The sequence below is a fragment of the Streptomyces sp. MAI_2237 genome, from assembly GCF_054189285.1.
This window is the reverse complement of the sequence record NZ_JAJPGQ010000002.1, coordinates 901,566-921,394: the sequence shown is the minus strand read 5'-3', so window position 1 is coordinate 921,394 and position 19,829 is coordinate 901,566. Positions and strand designations below refer to the sequence as shown.

Here is a 19,829-nt window from a genome sequence, read left to right as displayed (position 1 = left end):
TTCCGGCCGCCCACTAGAGTCGTAGCGGAAGCAGTGCATACGCGACGAAGAGTAGGAAAGTAGGCATGACCCCATGAGCAGCAACGACACGCCCCGCGGCCCCGTCGACTCCTCCCGCGTGCCGCGGTACGCCGGACCCGCGACGTTCGCCCGGCTGCCCCGCCTCGACGAGGTCGGCCGCACCGACGTCGCCGTGGTCGGCGTGCCGTTCGACTCGGGCGTCTCCTACCGGCCCGGCGCCCGCTTCGGCGGCAACGCGATCCGCGAGGCGTCCCGGCTGCTGCGCCCGTACAACCCGGCGCAGGACGCCTCCCCCTTCGCCCTCGCCCAGGTGGCGGACGGCGGCGACATCGCCGTGAACCCGTTCAACATCAACGAGGCCGTCGAGACGATCGAGGCCGCGACCGACGACCTGCTCGGCACCGGCGCCCGGCTGATGACGCTCGGCGGCGACCACACCATCGCGCTGCCGCTGCTCCGCTCGGTCGCCAAGCAGCACGGTCCCGTCGCGCTGCTCCACTTCGACGCCCACCTCGACACCTGGGACACCTACTTCGGCGCCGAGTACACGCACGGCACGCCGTTCCGGCGGGCGGTGGAGGAGGGCATCCTCGACACCGAGGCGCTCTCGCACGTCGGCATCCGCGGCCCGCTGTACGGCAAGCAGGACCTCACCGACGACGAGAAGATGGGCTTCGGCATCGTCACCTCGGCGGACGTCTACCGCCGCGGGGCCGACGAGGTGGCCGACCAGCTGCGCCTGCGTATCGGCGACCGCCCGCTGTACATCTCCATCGACATCGACTGCCTGGACCCGGCCCACGCGCCCGGCACCGGCACCCCCGAGGCGGGCGGCATGACCTCCCGCGAACTGCTGGAGATCCTGCGCGGCCTCGCGTCCTGCAACCTGGTCTCGGCGGACGTCGTGGAGGTGGCGCCCGCGTACGATCACGCGGAGATCACGTCGGTGGCTGCGTCCCACACGGCGTACGAACTGACCACCATCATGTCCCGCCAGATTGCCGAGGCCCGCGCGAAGTGACCCACGACCACGACCTGGAGCTCCGCCCGACGCCGGCCCAGACGGAGGGCCGCGCTGAACCCTCCGCCCGGCCGCACCGGCGGAGACCTGGTCGTGGAGACGCTCGCCGGGCTCGGCGCGACGACCGTCTTCGGCCTGCCCGGCCAGCACGCGCTCGGCATGTTCGACGCGCTGCGCCGCTCGGACCTGCGCTACGTCGGTCTGCGCGTGGAGAACAACGCGGGGTTCGCGGCGGACGCCTACGGCCGGATCACCGGCGAGGCGGCCCCGCTGCTGCTTTCGACCGGCCCCGGCGCGCTGACCTCGCTCGCCGCGCTGCAGGAGGCCCGCGCGGCCTCCGCGCCCGTGCTGGCGATCGCGAGCCAGGTCCCGACGGCCGGGCTGGGCGGCGGCCGCCACGGCTATCTGCACGAACTCCCCGACCAGGCCGCCTCGTTCCGGGGCGTGGTCAAGTCCGTGCACACCGTCCGCGCCCAGTCCCAGATCCCCTCGGCGATCGCGGAGGCATGGAAGTCGGCGCTGACCGCCCCGCACGGGCCGGTGTGGGTGGAGATCCCGCAGGACGTGCTGGCGGCCACGACGTCGCTGCCGGTGGTGACGGCGGCGGACGCGACGCCGGAGGACCTGCCCCCGCGCCCCGAACTCACCGCCCTCGCGGCCCACTTGCTGTCCCACGCCGTTCGTCCGGCGATCATCGCGGGCGGGGGAGTGGTACGGGCTGACGCGTCGGGCAAGCTCAGGCAGCTGGCGGAGAGGCTCCAGGCACCCGTCGTCACGACTCCCGGCGGCAAGGGCGCGTTCCCCTGGAACCACCCGCTGTCCCTGCAGTCCTGGATGGAGGACCGGCACACCACCGACTTCCTGGAGGACGCGGACGTCCTGCTCGTGGTCGGCTCGGGCCTGGGCGAACTCTCCTCGAACTACCACACGTTCAAGCCCCGCGGCCGGGTGATCCAGATCGAGGCGGACCTCGGCAAACTGGAGGCCAACCATCCGGCGCTGGGTATCCACGCCGACGCCCGCCTCGCGCTCCAGGCCCTGCTGGAGACGGTGCCGCCGCGCGAGGACACCACGGCGCCGGAGCGGGTGCGCCAGCTGCTGTCCCGGGTGGCCGAGCGCATCGCCGCCCAGGAACTCACGCTGGAACAGAGCCTGTTGGCGTCCATCCGCAAGGCGCTGCCCGCCGACGCCCCGTCCTTCTGGGACATGACGATCCTGTCCTACTGGGCCTGGTCCGCCTTCGACCCCCGGCGCCCCAACACCATGCACTCCGCCCAGGGCGCCGGCGGCCTCGGCTACGCCTTCCCGGCCGCGCTCGGCGCGGCGGTGGCCGACCCCACCCGACCGGTCCTCGCGGTGTCCGGCGACGGTGGCGCTCTGTACTCCGTCGCCGAACTGGCCACGGCTCGCCAGCACGACCTGAACGTCACCTGGCTCATTGTCGACGACGGCGGCTACGGCATCCTGCGCGAGTACATGACGGACGCGTACGGCGAGACCACGGGCACGGAACTGACCCGCCCGGACTTCGCCGCCCTCGCGGAGTCCTTCGGTGTCCCGGCGATCCGCACGACCCCCGACACCCTGGAACAGGACCTGGCAAAGTCCCTGACGTCCCCGGGACCGACGGTCGTCGAACTCCCGGCGGTCCTACGGATGTTCGCGCCGACGCATCAGTGACTCTCTTGCCTGGTTCCGCGCGCCGAGGGAGAGGCCACGGCGGTTTTTCCCTGGGGAGTCATCGTTGACCTGGGCCTGTCACGGGACGGCCTCATCGATGTTCTCTACATCGACGATGACGACAACTATCAGGTGGGTGACCGCGTGTCCTGCTCCCTGGACGCCCTCGACGAGATGAAGAACAAGTTCATCCTGAGGCCCCCGGGGCAGGTACCTCTCGCGGAACGCCTGCGTAGGGCTGAGGAACGGCGAGATGTCTCCTCCTGAACTTCCCGAAAGCGGCGATCGCGAGGCAGGACTGAGGGAAAGGCTGTCGGACATCCTGGCGGAGGACGCCCGGTGGGTGGCCTCCGCAGCGGACGTTCGACATGTCCAGGATGTATGGGACGAGCTGGGCATTCACTGCTCGCCTACGGCGCTGCGTTTCGTCGAGGAATTCAACGGAAGCGGGTTCGATTACCCGCGCCATCCCCTCGATCCGGGGACGCACCGCTGCGAACTGAGCGCCGAGCGTGCGAGTCGCATCGTCAACGGCGAAAAGCTGAGGCGATACGAGCAGCGAACGGGAGAGAGGCTGACGCCCGTGGGCACAGCGGCTTCCGGTCCTCTCGTGCTCCTCGTCGCCGAGCGGGGCCGGACGTACGGCGCCTACGATGCGTTTTTCGCCCTCTACGGCAGGAGCCCGGAGGAAGCGTTGGTGCATCTGGTCGACAGAGTTCGTCCTGAGCGGCTGGACTGATGGTGACAGGTGGAGTCCGTGGGGGCCTACAACATGGCGGTCGTGCCGCGGCTGCACGGGTGTTGGGGTATCAAGAGGCCTGCGGTGGCTGCGGGTTCGACGAGGACCGGGAGTACGTCCTGATCTTCGAGCATGAGGTGCTGACCGGCGGCTACCGGTACGCCCTCCCCGAGGATCTTCTGCGTCTTGGGTGACCGGATGGATGAGGGGCCCTGTCGGGTTCGTCCGGCAGGGCCCCTCGTTCGTTCCTTGGACTACCAGATCGCGTCCACCCACTCCGGGTGGTCGATGAACGGGTTCCTGTTGTGCTGGTAGGTCGTGTAGATGACGTTGTTGCGGTTCTCCTCGAAGGCGTCCGGCGGGTCCTCGTCGTTCCAGGTCTTGAGCACCGACAGCTTGCCGATGTACGGGTTCGAGCCGTTGCCCACCTTGTCGTCGGGCTCCAGGTTCGCGAAGCCGTCGTCGCCCTCGTAGCGGACGGCCATGTAGAGGATCATGCGGGCCACGTCGCCCTTGACGGCGTCGCGCGGCTCGAAGGAGTCCGCATCGACCTTGCTGCCACCGCTGTTGGTGAAGGTGGAGCCGCCCTCGTCGAAGTCGAGGTTGCCGCGCTTGCCGTTGACCGCCACGTCCTCCGGGCGGATGTGGTGCAGGTCGGTGCCGGGGCCGGTCGAGGTGGTGAGGTCGCCGTGCGAGATGGCCCACACGTGCTCGCGGTTCCAGTCGCCGCTGTCGCCGCCGTTGAGCGACTTGCTGCGGGAGATGCCCGAGTACAGCAGGATCACGTTGTTGCTGTTGTTCGGGTCCTGGTCGGTCTTCTTCATCGCGTCCCAGAGCGCCGAGTACGACAGCCTCGTCACGCCCGAGCTGATGATGGTGTGCAGGGACGACTTCAGGCTCGGGCCGGTCTTGCCGACCGCGTTCTTGTAGTACGTCGAGTCGTACGCGGTCGTCGTGGCGGCGGCCGGGGAGGCCGTCAGCGCCGGGGCCGCGAGGCCCACCATCACGGCTGCGGTGGCCAGGGCCACCGACTTCCATCGCCGTACGCGTGTCGCCAGCATAAAGGTTGTCCCATCTACGCGGGTTGATTGAAGGCGGCAACAGTGAGGGTGACATGAACATGCAGGCTTGTCGATGAACGGGATGTGAAGAACGGCTCCCGACCGGGTGGTCGGGAGCCGTTCTCAGGGAGCCGTCGCCGGTCAGCCGACGCCGGAGGGGTCCAGTCGGTACAGGGACGAGGAGTTCGTACCCGACGTGGCCGAGGTCGAGGACGACGTCGAACTCTTGCTGTACGCGCTCTCCTTGACCGCCGTGCCGTGCTTCTTCACCCAGTTCGACACGGCGGTGCTGACGGAGTTGCCACCGCCCGGGCCGCCCGTGCCGCCGCCCATGCCGCCGCCGATCTGGACGTAGTGCAGCTCGCCCTTCTTCACCAGCTCCTTGAGCTTGGCCACGGTCATCGCGTTGTCGGAGCCGGTGAAGCCCCACATGGAGATGACCGGTTCCCGGGCGCTGAGCTCGATCTGCGCGGAGGACTGGGAGTTGGACACCGCCAGCAGCCACTTGGCGCCGTCCCGGTGCTTCTTCAGGTACGCGATGAGCTCGCTGTCCGCGCCGCCCATGCCGCCCGGGCCGCCGCCCATGCCACCGCGCCGCCCGGCCGCACCGGTCGCGCCGGGTGCCGTACCGCCGGGTGCCGTACCGCCCATTTCGCCGGTACCGCCGGGAGCCTGGCCGGCACCGCTCCCGCCACCCGGCATCGCCTGACCGCCCCCCGGCATCTCGCCGCCGCCGGGGAAGCCGCCCGCCTGGCCGTTCCGGCCGCCCTGCCCGGTGCCGCCCGGCATCTCGCCGCCGCCCGGGAAGCCGCCCCGGTTGCCGCCACCGCCGGGCCCGCCGAAGCCGCCGCCCGTGGTGGGACCGGCGGTCGGGTTGGTGCCGCCCATGCCGCCGCCGCTCGAACCGAACGGCTCCGACGCGGCGTACGCCGTCGGGCCCGCGAGGGAGGCGACCACGGCCGCCGCCACGGAGACCGTCAGCAGCCGGGTCCGGTTGCCGGACCGCAGCACCAGCATGCCCACGACGGCCGCCACGGTCAGCACGCCGACCACCGGCCACAGCCAGCTGTTCCAGCCGGAGGCGCGGCGCAGCAGGACGATCGCCCAGATCCCGGTGACGCCGAAGGCGACGGGCAGCACCCACGCCCAGCGGCGGTCGCGGCGGAAGGCGTCCAGCAGCATCACCCCACCGCCGCCGCACAGCGCCGCGATGCCCGGGGCGAGCGCGGTCGTGTAGTAGGGGTGCATCGTGCCCTGGGCGGTCGCGAAGATGACGTAGTGCAGGACGGTCCAGCCGCCCCACAGCATCAGCGCCATCCGCCTCAGGTCGGTGCGCGGGGCCCGCCCGCACAGCACCAGGCCGCCGACGAGGGCGATCGCGGAGAACGGCAGCAGCCACGAGATCTGGCCGCCGAGGATGTCGTTGAACATGCGGCCCAGGCCCGCGGAGCCGGAGAAGCCGCCTCCTCCGCCGCCCCCGCCCCCGCCGTTGCCCTCGCCGCCGAAGACCCGGCCGAGGCCGTCGTAGCCCATGATCAGGTCCCAGGCGGAGCCGTCCGTGGAGCCGCCGATGTACGGCCGGTCGGCGGCCGGCACCAGGGAGACCGCGATCGCCCACCAGAAGCTGGAGACGGCCAGCACGACCGCGGCCAGCAGCAGGTTGACGATCCGCTTCGCCCAGGGCGCCTTCGACGCGTAGACGTAGAGGGCGAAGACGGCCGGCAGGGCGATCCAGCCCGCGAGCAGCTTGGTGTTGAAGGCAAGGCCGAAGCAGGCGGCCGAGCCGAGCAGCGGCAGCAGCCGCTCGTCACGGGTGGCGCGCAGCGCGAGGGCCGCACCCGCCACCATCAGGAACACCAGGAGCGTGTCGGGGTTGTTGTCGCGGTTGATGGCGACGGTGATCGGGGTCAGCGCCAGCACCAGCGCGGCGACGGTCGCCGCGACATGGCCCCACACCCGCTTCACGGAGGAGTGCAGGATCCACAGGGTGGCCAGGGCGGCGCCGATCTGAGGCACCATCATCTGCCAGGTGCCGAAGCCGAACAGGCGGCACGACAGGCCCATGACCATGAGGGCGAACGGCGGTTTGTCGACGGTCAGGAAGTTGCCGGGGTCCAGCGAGCCGAAGAACCAGGCCTTCCAGCTCTGGGTGCCGGCCCATACGGCACCGCTGTAGAAGGTGTTCATGCCGGACCCGGACAGGTTCCAGGCGTACAGGACGGCCGCCACGACGAGAATCGCGATCAGGGCGGGCAGCGACCAGCGCGGCGCCCGGTCCGGCGGTGCCGTCGGTGGGGCGGGCGGCGGCCAGTCGGCGGACGCGGGCTCGGTGTGGGGGTGCGGATCGGTGGCAGATGTCACGAGCGCATCGTGCAGAGGGGGCGTGGGTGCGGGCTGTGCCGGACCTAGCTCCCGGCTGTGAATCGGCCAAGCCCCGGTCACGCATGGGACAGGCTTTGCCCAAGGCGGCAGATCACGCGTACAACCTTTCACCCGAACCTGTGTGTCAACAGGGGCATGAATCTCGGGACTTCCACCAGACGTGCCAGAGCGCTCGTCACCGGCGCCGTCGGACTCGGCGTCCTCATACCCGTCGTGGCCGCCGCGCCCGCCTCGGCGGTCACCGCCGTCAGCTGCACGTCCTCCAAGGCGGCGCTGGCCACCAAGTTGCAGAAGGACATCACCACCGCCGTCGCGGGCCGCTCGGGCACCATCGCCGTCGGCCTCTACGACCGCACCACCAACACGACCTGCTCGCTGCGCGCCGGCAACTCTTACGACTCCGCCAGCATCGTCAAGGTCACCATCCTCGCCACGCTGCTGTGGGACGCGAAGAAGCACAACCGCTACCTCACGGACACCGAGATCTCGCTCGCCAAGGCCATGATCACCCAGTCGGACAACACCGCGGCCAGCAAGCTGTGGAAGCAGCTCGGCATGACGAAGATCAAGGGCTTCCTCACCGCCGCCGGGATGACGAACACCGTCCCCGGCGCGAACAACTACTGGGGCCTGACGCAGGTCAACGTCACCGACGAGCAGAAGCTGCTGAAGCTGATCACCGGAAAGAACTCGGTGCTGAGCGACAACTCCCGCGCCTACATTCTGAAGCTGATGGGCCAGGTCATCTCCTCGCAGCGCTGGGGAACGCCGTACGGCACCCCGTCCGGGGTCACCTGGCACGTCAAGAACGGCTGGCTGCAGCGCTCCACGCACGGCTGGCGGGTGCACAGCCTGGGCACGTTCAACGGCGGCGGCCACGACTACATGATCACGGTGCTCACGTGGGGCAACAGCACCATGAGCTACGGCATCAACTCCATCCAGGGCGTTGCGAAAGTCATCCACAGGGATCTCGCCGCCAGTTGAGGCCCGCCGGTCTCCCGCCCGTCACCGTCCCGTCCTACGGGGGCGCCGATGCGCCTGAGATCCGTACTCGCGACCACCACCGCGGCCCTGGCGGCGGCCACCTGCCTGACCGCCGCCGGGCCCGCCGCGGCCACCACCCGCGCCTCTCACTCCTGTTCGCCGGCCGTCTCCGTCGACCGCTTCTCCGACGCGCTCGACAAGACGACGTACGACGGCACCTTCGTCGGCGACTTCTCCGCGCTCGCGGTGGACACGGACGGCTCGATCGCCGCCCTGGAGGACCGCTCCTCCCTGTTCGACCTGGACGCCCGGACCCTCGCCCCCAAGCGGGTCGTGCGGCTCGCCGACGAGCAGGGCGCCGCGCTCGACAGTGAGGGCCTAGGACCCTTCTGACGGCTCTCCGTGGCGTCGCGACGCCCGGCACGCACGCCGAGCGCACGCACCGAACGCCGCTCCTTCTCCCACGGAGAGCCATCAACAGGGTCCTGGTCGTCGACCGGGACGGCACCCGGCTGATCACCTCCGAGACCGAGCCGTCGATCCGCCGCTACAGCGCCGACGGCAGGATCCTCGACCGGCTCCCGGTCCCGTCCCCGCTCCTGGTCGCCCCCGCCAGCCGCGCCACGGCCAACCAGACCTTCGCGGGCCTGACCCTCCTGCCCGGCGGCCGCACCCTGCCGGCCTCGATGGAGAACGCGCTCTCCGGCGACTCGGCGACCCTCGTCCGCTTCCAGACCTGGACCCGCGCGAAGGGCGGCCGCTTCCGCCCGGCCGCGCAGTACGCCATCCCCTCGATGCCGGCCTGGGCGTCCCTGAGGTGCACGCCACCCCCGACGGCCGCCTCCTGGTCCTGGAGCGCGGCTTCACTTCAGGCGTCGGCAACACCGTCCGCCTCTACCTGGCCGACCCGCGTCATGCCACGGACACCTCCGGCGTCGGGAATCTGACCGGGCAGCCGGGCGTCCGCCCGATCAGGAAGACCCTCCTCGCCGACCTCGCCGACCTCGCCGCCTGCCCCTCCCTCGGTGCCACCGCCAAGCAGCCCCAGCCGAACCCGCTGCTCGACACCATCGAGGGGATGGCCGTCACGGGGTACTCGAAGGGTCGCCTGAAGGTGCTGCTGGTCAGCGACGACAACCAGAACGCGGTACAGACGACGCGGTTCTACCACCTGCGCGTACGGATCTGAGTCCACCGCGGGCACGGAGCCCGCCGCCGCCCCCGTTTTGTTGCGGAGGGATGAAATCCGCTTCTTCGTGTGTTGGTGCCTTCCGGTAGATCAGGAGATTTCGACGGAGGGCACCCGCGTGAGCGAGCAACGGGGATGGGCACGGCGACTGGCCGCGTACGCGTGGCGGTACCCGAAGGACGTCGTCCTCGCGCTCGGCTCCTCGCTCGCCGGCATGGCCGTCATGGCCGTGGTCCCGCTGATCACCAAGGTGATCATCGACGACGTGATCGGCGACCACAGCCGCTCCATGGGCCCCTGGGTGGGAGCCCTGCTCGGCGCCGCCGTCCTCGTCTACGCCGCCACCTACGTCCGCCGCTACTACGGCGGCCGCCTCGCCCTCGACGTCCAGCACGACCTGCGGACCGAGATGTTCGGGACGATCACCCGGCTCGACGGCCGCCGGCAGGACGAGCTGTCCACCGGCCAGGTCGTCGGGCGGGCCACCAGCGACCTCCAGCTGATCCAGGGCCTGCTCTTCATGCTCCCGATGACCATCGGGAACATCCTGCTCTTCCTGATCTCCCTGGTGATCATGGCCTGGCTGTCGCTGCCGCTGACCCTGGTCGCCCTCGCGGTCGCGCCGGCCCTGTGGTGGATCGCCCGGCGCAGCCGCTCCCGTCTGCACCCCGCCACCTGGTACTCCCAGGCCCAGGCCGCCGCCGTCGCGGGCGTGGTCGACGGCGCCGTCAGCGGCGTCCGCGTGGTCAAGGGCTTCGGGCAGGAGGACCAGGAGACCGGGAAGCTGCGCGAGGTCAGCCGCCGGCTCTTCGCCGGGCGGCTGCGCACCATCCGGCTGAACTCCACCTACACCCCGGCCCTGCAGGCCGTTCCCGCCCTCGGCCAGGTCGCCATGCTCGCCATCGGCGGCTGGCTGGCGGTCGGCGGGCACATCACCCTCGGCACCTTCGTCGCCTTCTCCACCTACCTCGCCCAGCTCGTCGGCCCGGTCCGCATGCTGGCCGTGGTGCTCACGGTGGGGCAGCAGGCCCGCGCCGGCACCGAGCGCGTCCTGGAGCTGATCGACACCGAGCCGTCCATGACGGACGGCACGAAGGAGCTGCCCGCCGACGCGCCCGCGACCGTCGAGTTCGACGACGTGTCCTTCGGCTACGACGACGAGCGCCCCGTCCTCAAGGGCCTGTCCTTCGAGATCCGCCCCGGCGAGACCCTCGCGGTCGTCGGCTCCTCCGGCTCCGGCAAGTCCACCGTCTCCCTGCTGCTGCCGCGCTTCTACGACGTCACCCACGGCGCCGTCCTCGTCGGCGGCCACGACGTCCGCGAACTCACCCTCGACTCGCTCAGGGCCGCGATCGGCCTGGTCCCCGAGGACTCCTTCCTCTTCTCCGACACGGTCCGCAACAACATCGCCTACGGCCGCCCCGACGCGACCGAGGAGGAGATCCTGACGGCCGCCCGCGCCGCCCAGGCGGACCGTTTCATCGCCGAGCTCCCCGACGGCTACGACACCAAGGTCGGCGAGCACGGCCTGACCCTCTCCGGCGGTCAGCGCCAGCGCGTCGCTCTCGCCCGCGCGATCCTCGCCGACCCCCGGCTGCTGGTCCTGGACGACGCCACCTCCGCCGTGGACGCCCGGGTCGAGCACGAGATCCACGAGGCACTCAAGGAGGTCATGCGGGGCCGTACGACCCTGCTCATCGCCCACCGCCGCTCCACCCTGAACCTCGCCGACCGCATCGCCGTCCTGCAGGACGGCCGGCTCGCCGACCTGGGCACCCACGAGGAGCTCCAGGAACGCTCCGCCCTCTACCGCCGCCTGCTCACCGACCCCGACGAGCTCGGCGGGGTCTCGCCCGGCCACACCCAGCCCGCCTGCCCGCGCGAGGACACCTCGGTGCGGGAGGAGCTGGACGCCGAGTTCGACGCCGAGCGGGGCATCACCCCGCGGCTGTGGGCGGGGGAGCGCACCCCGCGGGACACGGCGACGGAGGGCATGCCGGCCACCCCCGAGCTCCTCGCGCAGGTCGAGGCGCTGCCCCCGGCGACCGACACCCCGGACATCGACGAGGCGCGGGCGGTGCTGCCCGAGGTGTCCTACGGGCTCCGGCGGCTGCTGCGGGGCTTCGGGCCGCCGCTGCTGATCAGCCTCGGCCTGGTCGCCGTCGACGCCGGCATGGGCCTGCTGCTGCCGGTGCTGATCCGGCACGGCATCGACAAGGGCGTCAACGCGCTGGCCCTCGGCGCGGTCTGGGCGGCCGCGCTGCTCGGTCTGGCCGCCGTGCTCGCCCAGTGGGCGGCGCAGATCGGCGAGACCCGGATGACCGGGCGCACCGGCGAGCGGGTCCTGTACGCGCTGCGGCTGAAGATCTTCGCGCAGCTCCAGCGGCTCGGCCTGGACTACTACGAGCGGGAGCTGACCGGCCGGATCATGACGAGGATGACGACCGACGTCGACGCCCTCTCCACCTTCCTGCAGACCGGCCTGGTCACCGCCTTCGTCTCCGTCGTCACCTTCTTCGGCATCATGGTCGCCCTGCTGGTGATCGACGTGCAGCTCGCGCTCGTGGTGTTCGCCACGCTGCCGCCGCTGATCGTCGGCACGTACTTCTTCCGCCGGGCGAGCGTGAAGGCGTACGAACTGGCCCGGGAGCGGGTCGCGCTGGTCAACGCCGACCTGCAGGAGTCGGTCTCCGGGCTGCGGATCGTGCAGGCCTTCCGGCGCGAGCGGGACGGCGGCGCGCGGTTCGCCGAGCGCAGCGACAGCTACCGCCAGGCCCGTATCCGGGGCCAGTGGCTGATCTCGGTCTACTTCCCGTTCGTGCAGCTGCTGTCGTCCGTCGCTGCGGCCGCCGTGCTGTTCACGGGCGCGGGCCGGGTGGAGAACGCCACGCTCACCACGGGCGCCCTGGTCGCCTACCTGCTCTACATCGACCTGTTCTTCGCGCCGGTGCAGCAGCTCTCCCAGGTCTTCGACGGCTACCAGCAGGCCACCGTCTCCCTCGGCCGCATCCAGGAGCTGCTCCAGGAGCCGACCTCCACCCGGGCCGCCGAAAAACCCCTCGACGTGCCCTCCCTGCGCGGCGAAGTGGCCTTCGAGGACGTGCACTTCGCCTACGGCGACGACGAAGAGGCCCTCGCCGGCATCGAGTTGAAGATCCCCGCCGGGCAGACGGTCGCGTTCGTCGGCGAGACGGGCGCCGGGAAGTCGACGCTGGTGAAGCTGGTGGCCCGGTTCTACGACCCCACGGGCGGCCGGGTGACGGTCGACGGCACCGACGTGAGGGCGCTGGACCTCACCGCCTACCGCCACCGGCTGGGCGTCGTCCCGCAGGAGGCGTACCTCTTCCAGGGCACCGTCCGCGACGCCATCGCCTACGGCCGCCCCGACGCCACCGACGCCGAGGTGGAGGCGGCGGCCCGGGCGGTCGGCGCGCACGACATGATCGCCACGCTGGAGGGGGGCTACCTGCACCAGGTCGCCGAGCGCGGCCGCAACCTCTCCGCGGGCCAGCGGCAGCTGATCGCCCTCGCCCGCGCCGAGCTGGTCGACCCCGACGTGCTGCTCCTCGACGAGGCGACCGCCGCCCTGGACCTCGCCACGGAGGCGCAGGTCAACGCGGCGACGGACCGGCTGGCCGGCCGCCGTACGACACTCGTGGTCGCCCACCGGCTGACCACGGCGGCCCGCGCGGACCGGGTGGTGGTGATGGACCACGGGCGGGTCGTCGAGGACGGCACGCACCAGGAACTCCTCGCCCGGGACGGGCGGTACGCCGAGCTGTGGCGGACCTTCATCGGAGAGCCGGACCCCGGAGAGCCGGTCGCCGCGTCCCACTGACGGTCGTGCAACCATCCGACATACGTCATGCGTCCGTACATCAGTACGTTCGTTGGCGGCGGTTGGGGAGGGACGACAGTGGACACTGGTGCGATACGTCGGCGGGTGGCGGTCGGCATGGCCGTGCTGACCGCGTCCGGACTGCTCGCGCTCGCGGCGCCCGGTAACGCGCAGGCCGCTTCGTACTGCGGGGGGCGCAAGGTGAGGGACCTGTCTTTCTCCACCGGGGTGGTCCACGTCTACAAGCACGACGGCTACGTCTGCGCCGTCACCTTCCCCGCCAAGCCCTCCGCCGCCCGGCGCTCGATGTCCGTCGGCGTCCAGGCGCGCGGCAACCGGCCCGTCGTCGACAAGGGCCGCTACAGCCACCACGCGGGCCCGGTGACCGTGCACGCCGGGCACCGGTGCGTGTGGATCACCGGCTCGGTGGGGCGGGGCACGGTCAGCTCCGGCTGGATTCTTTGCTGAGTCACGGGATTCTCCCGGGTATTTCTTGAACTCCCCTTTCGCAGGCGTCCGTTGCTGGGCTAGCTTCCGGCGGACATCTGTACTCACAGGGGAGGGTGCATGCGCAAGGCGCTCAGATGGCTGCTCGCGCTCACGGTGCTGATAGGCACGCTGAGCACGGCCGGGGCGGCCACCGCCGCCCAGCCGGAGGCCACCGGCACCGACATCAAGGATCGGCTGCTCTCCGTACCGGGGATGAGCCTGATCGAGGAGAAGCCGTATCCCGGCTACCGCTTCTTCGTCCTGAACTACACCCAGCCGGTCGACCACCGGCACCCGTCCAAGGGCACCTTCCAGCAGCGGATCACCGTGCTGCACAAGGACGTCAGCCGCCCGACGGTCTTCTACACCAGCGGCTACAACGTCTCCACGAACGCCGGCCGCCGCGAGCCCACCCAGATCGTGGACGGCAACCAGGTCTCCATGGAGTACCGCTTCTTCACCCCGTCCCGGCCCGCGCCGGCCGACTGGTCCAAGCTGGACATCTGGCAGGCGGCGAGCGACCAGCACCGCATCTTCCAGGCGCTGAAACCGATCTACTCCGCCCACTGGATCGCCACCGGCGGCTCGAAGGGCGGCATGACCGCCACCTACTACGAGCGCTTCTACCCCGGCGACATGAACGGCACCGTCGCCTACGTCGCCCCGAACGACGTCGTCAACGACGAGGACTCCGCCTACGACCGCTTCTTCACCAAGGTCGGCACCGAGCAGTGCCGCGACCGGCTGAACGCGGTGCAGCGCGAGGCGCTGGTGCGCCGGGAGCCGCTGGAGAAGAAGTACGCGGCGTACGCGGCCGACAACGGCTACACCTTCACCACCGTAGGCAGCCTCGACAAGGCGTACGAGGCGGTCGTCCTCGACTACGTCTGGGGCTTCTGGCAGTACAACCTGCTCGCCAACTGCGGTGACGACAGCCTGATCCCGCCGGACGCGAAGCGCGCGACCGACGACCAGATCTGGGACTCCGTCGACACGATCTCCGGCTTCTCCGCCTACGCCGACCAGGGCCTGGAGCCGTACACGCCGTACTACTACCAGGCGGCCACCCAACTCGGCGCGCCCACCATCCACTTCCCGTCCATCGAGAAGCGGTACATCCGTTACGGCTACCAGCCGCCCCGGAACTTCGTCCCGCGCGAGATCCCGACCCGGTTCCAGCCGCGGGCCATGCGGGACGTCGACAGCTGGGTGCGCCGGCACGCCCGGCACACGCTCTACGTCTACGGCCAGAACGACCCGTGGGGCTCGGAGCGGTTCCGCGTCGACAAGGGCGCGAAGGACTCGTACGTCTTCACCGCGCCCGGCATGAACCACGGCGCGAACGTGGCCGGTCTGGTCGCCGACCAGAAGGCCTTCGCGACCGCCCGGATCCTCCAGTGGGCCGGTGTCCCGGCCGCGTCCCCGGCCCAGGCGAAGCCGCTGGCCCGGTTCGACGCCCGGCTGGACGTGCGGGACGTCGAGCGCGAGCCTGCGCTGCGACCGTAACCCCCGTGCCGCGCCCGGCGGTCGTCACAGCCGCCGGGCGCAGCCCACCGGGTCCGCCCCCCTCAGCCGTACGTACAGGGCCGTGTCCCGCGGGCACGCGCCCCGCGTGGCCGCCGCCTTCACCACCTCGTACTGCGGCTTCCTCTTCCCGCTGCCGTCGCACGCCGTCTCGCGCACCTGGCCGTCGCCGGAGCCGTAGACGCAGTCGCCGACGATGGTGCGCGGGCCGCCCCCGCCGCCCGGGTCGCCGGGATGCGGCGGCTCCAGGTTGCGCATGCAGGCGTAGCCCTGCGGCACCGTGCCGTCGCCGTCCTCGTCGGAGGACGGGCTCCGCTCGCTGATGTGCAGCACGAAGTCGGTGGTCGCCGGGCACAGCGGCCCCTGGGCGACCGTGCCGTCGAAGCGGGCCACGACCCGGGCCGCCGCCCGTTCACTGGTGCACGGCACCTCGGTGAAGCTGCTCGTGCCGAAGGAACTGCACTCGTCGACCGCGAGGAACACCGCGCCGTACCCCGACGGGCGCGCCGAGGCGGCCGTTCCGCTGCCCGTCGGCGGCCCGCTCGTTCCTCCGTCCCCGGCCGCGCCGGACCCGGACAGCATCCCGCACCCGCTCGACATCCCGGCGACCAGAAGCACGCCGAGCACCCCCGCCGACCATCTCGCACGCATCGCATTCCCCCCACATACCCCCGGCCCCAGCGTGACCCGCGACAGCGGGCGCACGCCAGACGCGCGGGATGGTTTGAGCCCTTTGGGGGGCGTACGCCGGTTGTGCGACGTACGGGGGCTACGCCCCGCCTAGTAGGACAGCCCGTAGCCGATGGGGTAGAGCACCTGCGCCGGGTCGTCGGCCCGCTGCACCGGCACCGGCAGCCGTCCGCGCGGCGCGACCTTCCCGGCGATCACCCGGGCCGCCGCCCGCAGTTCGACGTCCGTCCACGAGTACGCGGCCAGGACGGCCGGTACGGAGGGCAGCTGGGCCACGTCGTAGGGGTTGCGGATCGCGACGGCGACCACCGGCTTCCCGGTCGCCACCAGCTGCTCGGCCAGGGTCTTCTGGGAACTGGTCGCGGTCAGGTTGTAGGTCCCGACGACCACCGCGTCCGCGTCACCCGCCGCCGCGACCGCCTTGGCGATCGTGGCCGCGGACGGGGCCGTGCCCGTCGACAACGCCGTCGCCGCGAAGCCCAGTTCGGTGAGGGCCGCCGCGAGGACGCCCGTCGGGGGGCCCGTGGTGCCGGACGGCGAGGCCGGGTCCGCGCCGACGACGAGGACCTTCTTCCGGGTGCGCGGGGACAGCGGCAGCAGGCCGCCCTCGTTGACCAGCAGGGTCGTCGTCCGTTCGGCGATGCGGTCGGCGGCCTCCAGGTGGCTCTTCGTGCCCACCCTGCGGTCCACGTCCGCCTCCCGCGCGTACGGGTCGTCGAACAGCCGCAGCCGCGCCTTCAGCCGCAGGATGCGCAGGATCGACTCGTCCAGCCGCGCCTCCGTCAGCTCCCCGTCCCGTACGGCCTTCAGGACCGCGTTCCAGGCGACGGCGAGGTCCGGCGGGTTGAGGAGCTGGTCGACGCCGGCCTTGAGGGCGAGGACCGGGACGCGGTCGTCACCGTACTTGGTGCGGACGCCCTCCATGCCCAGGGAGTCGGTCACCACCACACCGTCGTAGCCGAGTTCGCCGCGCAGGATGCCGGTGAGGATCGGGTGGGACAGGGTCGCCGGGTCACCGGAGTCGTCCAGGGCCGGGAACTGGATGTGCGCGGTCATGACGCAGTCGATGCCCGCCCTGATCGCCGCCCGGAACGGCACCGCGTCCAGCTTCTCCCACACCTCCCGGGTGTGGGTGATGACCGGGAAGCCGTAGTGGCTGTCGACGGCCGTGTCGCCGTGCCCCGGGAAGTGCTTGGCGGTCGCGGCGACCCGCGAGCGCTGGTACCCCTGGACCTCGGCGGCGACCAGCGCGGCCACCGCGTCCGGGTCGGCGCCGAAGGACCGTACGCCGATGACCGGGTTGGCCGGGTTGACGTTCACGTCGGCGTCGGGGGAGTAGTCCTGGTTGATGCCGATGGCCCGCAACTCGCCGCCGGAGATGCGGCCGAGGGTGCGGGCGTCCCCGCGGGAGCCGCCGGCGCCCATGGCCATGGCGCCGGGGAACAGGGTGGCCGGCCTGCCGACGCGGCAGACGATGCCGTGCTCCTGGTCGGTGGCGATCAGGACGGGCAGGCCGCGGGGCGCGCCGAGGGAGGCGCGCTGGATGCCGTTGGACAGGGCGGCGATCTGGCGCGGGTTCTCGGTGTTGTGCGCCCAGGTGAAGTAGATGATGCCGCCGACGCGGTACTTGGCGACCAGCTCGGCGGCGGTGCGGACGCCGATCTCCTTGAGGTTGGCGTCGATGTCGGCCTGGTCGGGGTCGGTGGCCGAATTGCCGTAGACCCGCATGACGAAGAGCTGGCCGACCTTCTCCTCGAGGGTCATACGGGAGACGAGGGCGCGCAGCCTCTCGTCGTCGGCCCGGGCGGTGCCGCCGACGGCGAGGGCGGCGGTGACACCCATCGTCGCGGCGAGAACGGTACGTCTGGAGGGCACGTGCGCTCCTTCCGGAGAAGATCCGCTGAAGGAAACTTCCGTGGAGATGAGATATCCAGAAAGTTTCTGCCAGTCAAGACAGTGCGCACGCTGGGCCTGTCGTTCGGATCGGGTCGGCTGCAGGGGACGGTGCGTCGTGGCCGACTCGGGCCCGCGGCGCCGAGCTGATCCGAACGGCGGGCCCTGGATCGCAGAGGGGCCGCCATCGGCGCTGTTGGAGGGGGGCGCGCCGATGGCGGCTTCGCTGCCGGCCGCAGCACGGCGGAGAGGGTAGGTCAGCGATCGCAGCCAGCAGCGAGGGCCGACACCGCACGGCGGAGACTCATCCGGCAGCCTGCGGGTTGGACGAACCGTGTTCGGGGTGGGTTCCCGCCTTCCGCCCGAATTCCGGAAGTTGGTGACGGAGGGATCAGCGGGACGGAAGTGCCGCCACTTCCGGCCACTTCTCCTGCAGAGTGCGTACGGTCTCTGCGATCGCCGGACGACGAGCGGCTCCCTTGCGCCACAGGGCGTACAGGTGCCTCACCGGGGTCGGGTCCAGGTGCACCTCGACGACCCCGGGCGGCAGCGGGCCGCGGCCCAGGCGCGGCACCAGGCAGATGCCGAGGCCGCCGGCGACCAGGGCGACGAGCGTGGGGTTCTCGTCCGCCTGGTGCACGATCTCCGGCTCGTGCCCGGCCGCGCGCATCGTGCGCAGCAGCCAGTCGTGGCAGACCCGGCCCGGCGGCTGGCACACCCACCGCTGCCCGCCCAGCTCCTCGCGCCGCACCGACTCCCGCCCGGCGAGGGGATGCCCCTCCGGCACCAGCAGTGTGCTGCGGTCGTCGCCGATCGCCGCGTGCTCCACGCCGGGCGGCACGGGCATCGGCGCGATGTCCCAGTCGTGCGCCACGGCCAGGTCGACGGCGCCCTTGGCGACCAGGTCCACCGACAGATGCGGGTCGATCTCGGACAGCCGGGCGTCCAGGGCCGGATGCCGGGCCGCGAGGTCGGCCAGCACGGCGGGCATCAGCCCGCGCGCGGCCGACGCGAACGCGGCGATCGTCAGCCGCCCCGCCGGCCTCCCGCGCCGCTCCTCCAGCTCGGTCTCGGCCCGCTCGACGATGGCCAGCAACTCCTGCGCCGTGTCGACCAGGCGGTGCGCCTCGGCCGTCAGCCGCACCCCGCGCCCCTCCCGTTCGAGCAGCACGGTCCGGGTCTCCCGCTCCAGCTTGGCGATCTGCTGGGACACCGCCGAGGGCGTGTACCCGAGGGCGGCCGCCGCCGCGCCCACGGTGCCGTGGACGGACACGGCGTGCAGGGCGCGCAGCCGCTGGAGATCGAGCACGGGAACCCCCATTCATCAGCGATGCTTCATCCGACCATGCAGCAATCATCGCTGGTGCTTCACGGTCGGGGGAAGTGATGCTCGACGCATGAGACCCGCGCACCTCGCCCTCGCCGTCCTCGTGGCCGCCGTCTGGGGCGTCAACTTCACCGTCATCGAGATCGGCCTCGCCCATTTCCCGCCGCTGCTCTTCTCGGCCCTGCGCTTCTTCGCGGCGGCGCTCCCGGCGGTCTTCTTCGTGGGCCGCCCGAAGGTGGCCTTCAAGTGGGTGCTGGCGGTGGGACTGGTGCTGGGAGTGGCGAAGTTCGGCCTGCTGTTCGTGGGCATGGACGCGGGCATGCCGGCCGGCCTGTCGTCCCTCGTGCTGCAGATCCAGGCGGTGTTCACGGCGGCCGTGGCCTTCGTCGCGCTCGGCGAACGCCCCTCCCGCATCCGGGTGGTGGGCATGGCGGTCGCCCTCGCCGGCATCGGCGTCGCCGCGGTGGACGAGGGGGCCTCGGGACCGCTCGGCGCGTTCGCCCTCGTCATCGCGGCGGCGGCCTGCTGGGGCGTCTCGAACGTCCTCACCCGCAAGGCGGCCCCGCCCGACGCGCTGAACTTCATGGTCTGGGTCAGCACGGTCCCCGTCCTCCCGCTCCTCGCCCTGTCCCTCCTGCTGGAGGGCCCCGGCCGGGACTACGACGCCCTGCGCGCCCTCGACTGGCAGGGCGCCGGCACCGTCGTCTACGTCGCCTGGGTCACCACGGTCTTCGGCTTCGGGGCGTGGGGCTGGCTGCTGCGCCGGCACCCGGCGTCCACGGTCGCGCCCTTCTCCCTCCTGGTACCGGTCTTCGGCATGTCGTCGGCGGCGCTGTTCCTCGGCGAGTCGGTGAGCGGCCTGCGCTGGTGCGCGGCGGCACTGCTGGTCGGCGGGGTGGCGCTCGCGTCGGTGCCGCGGCGGCGACGCGAGGCGGTCCATCCCGCGGACGGGGCAGCGCCCGAGCCGGTGCTCGGCCGATCATGAACC

At 71.6% G+C, this 19,829-nt stretch carries 13 protein-coding genes and 3 pseudogenes; 11 read left to right on the top strand and 5 right to left on the bottom strand.

Annotated features, from left to right (window positions below):
• The first annotated feature begins 73 nt into the window (after positions 1 to 73).
• From speB to LN251_RS08900, 4 genes and pseudogenes are all read left to right on the top strand, one after another.
• Entirely contained in the window at positions 74 to 1,042 is a 969-nt protein-coding gene (gene speB, locus LN251_RS08915; RefSeq protein WP_458243927.1) for an agmatinase, read from the top strand.
• Positions 1,039 to 2,722: pseudogene (locus LN251_RS08910) on the top strand (thiamine pyrophosphate-binding protein). Before speB ends, LN251_RS08910 begins: the two are co-directional and overlap by 4 nt.
• A gap of 253 nt (positions 2,723 to 2,975) precedes the next feature.
• On the top strand, positions 2,976 to 3,461 hold the full coding sequence (locus LN251_RS08905; RefSeq protein WP_458243926.1) for an SUKH-3 domain-containing protein: 486 nt from the start codon (positions 2,976 to 2,978) through the stop codon (positions 3,459 to 3,461).
• 59 nt (positions 3,462 to 3,520) lie between these two features.
• Positions 3,521 to 3,655 (top strand): hypothetical protein, encoded by a 135-nt coding sequence (locus LN251_RS08900; RefSeq protein ID WP_458243925.1) that lies wholly within the window; start codon positions 3,521 to 3,523, stop codon positions 3,653 to 3,655.
• Between the two features lie 60 nt (positions 3,656 to 3,715).
• Here LN251_RS08900 and LN251_RS08895 read toward each other — a convergent pair whose 3' ends face one another.
• Both LN251_RS08895 and LN251_RS08890 read right to left on the bottom strand, forming a co-directional pair.
• The gene (locus LN251_RS08895; protein WP_458243924.1) at positions 3,716 to 4,522 is read right to left on the bottom strand and encodes an endonuclease I family protein; all 807 of its coding nucleotides are present in this window, start codon (positions 4,520 to 4,522) and stop codon (positions 3,716 to 3,718) included.
• Between the two features lie 141 nt (positions 4,523 to 4,663).
• The gene (locus LN251_RS08890; RefSeq protein ID WP_458243923.1) at positions 4,664 to 6,883 is read right to left on the bottom strand and encodes an ArnT family glycosyltransferase; all 2,220 of its coding nucleotides are present in this window, start codon (positions 6,881 to 6,883) and stop codon (positions 4,664 to 4,666) included.
• Positions 6,884 to 7,039: 156 nt separating this feature from the next.
• Between LN251_RS08890 and LN251_RS08885 the strand changes: the two genes are divergently transcribed.
• The 6 genes and pseudogenes from LN251_RS08885 (at position 7,040) to LN251_RS08860 (ending at position 14,913) form a co-directional block, all read left to right on the top strand.
• Positions 7,040 to 7,891: a serine hydrolase gene (locus tag LN251_RS08885; protein WP_458243922.1), complete on the top strand. Its 852-nt coding sequence runs from the start codon at positions 7,040 to 7,042 to the stop codon at positions 7,889 to 7,891.
• A gap of 48 nt (positions 7,892 to 7,939) precedes the next feature.
• A pseudogene (locus LN251_RS08880) lies at positions 7,940 to 8,269 on the top strand (esterase-like activity of phytase family protein); the annotation flags it as partial.
• 107 nt (positions 8,270 to 8,376) lie between these two features.
• A pseudogene (locus tag LN251_RS08875) lies at positions 8,377 to 9,080 on the top strand (esterase-like activity of phytase family protein); the annotation flags it as partial.
• Positions 9,081 to 9,198: 118 nt separating this feature from the next.
• The gene (locus tag LN251_RS08870) at positions 9,199 to 12,918 is read left to right on the top strand and encodes an ABC transporter ATP-binding protein (RefSeq protein WP_458243921.1); all 3,720 of its coding nucleotides are present in this window, start codon (positions 9,199 to 9,201) and stop codon (positions 12,916 to 12,918) included.
• Positions 12,919 to 12,996: 78 nt separating this feature from the next.
• Entirely contained in the window at positions 12,997 to 13,386 is a 390-nt protein-coding gene (locus LN251_RS08865) for a hypothetical protein (RefSeq protein WP_249838346.1), read from the top strand.
• A 99-nt stretch (positions 13,387 to 13,485) separates the two neighbouring features.
• On the top strand, positions 13,486 to 14,913 hold the full coding sequence (locus LN251_RS08860; protein ID WP_458243920.1) for a S28 family serine protease: 1,428 nt from the start codon (positions 13,486 to 13,488) through the stop codon (positions 14,911 to 14,913).
• Positions 14,914 to 14,937: 24 nt separating this feature from the next.
• Here the strand turns inward: LN251_RS08860 and LN251_RS08855 are convergent, their stop codons facing one another.
• The 3 genes from LN251_RS08855 to LN251_RS08845 all read right to left on the bottom strand — a co-directional run bounded on the left by LN251_RS08855 (position 14,938) and on the right by LN251_RS08845 (position 18,823).
• Positions 14,938 to 15,582, bottom strand: coding sequence for a hypothetical protein (locus LN251_RS08855; protein ID WP_458243919.1), 645 nt, complete (start codon positions 15,580 to 15,582; stop codon positions 14,938 to 14,940).
• A gap of 129 nt (positions 15,583 to 15,711) precedes the next feature.
• Positions 15,712 to 17,496 (bottom strand): glycoside hydrolase family 3 protein, encoded by a 1,785-nt coding sequence (locus LN251_RS08850; RefSeq protein ID WP_458243918.1) that lies wholly within the window; start codon positions 17,494 to 17,496, stop codon positions 15,712 to 15,714.
• A gap of 409 nt (positions 17,497 to 17,905) precedes the next feature.
• Positions 17,906 to 18,823: a LysR family transcriptional regulator gene (locus LN251_RS08845; RefSeq protein ID WP_458243917.1), complete on the bottom strand. Its 918-nt coding sequence runs from the start codon at positions 18,821 to 18,823 to the stop codon at positions 17,906 to 17,908.
• Positions 18,824 to 18,911: 88 nt separating this feature from the next.
• On the opposite strand from LN251_RS08845, the gene LN251_RS08840 reads away from it, so the two are divergent.
• On the top strand, positions 18,912 to 19,826 hold the full coding sequence (locus tag LN251_RS08840) for an EamA family transporter (protein ID WP_458243916.1): 915 nt from the start codon (positions 18,912 to 18,914) through the stop codon (positions 19,824 to 19,826).
• Positions 19,827 to 19,829 lie beyond the last annotated feature (3 nt).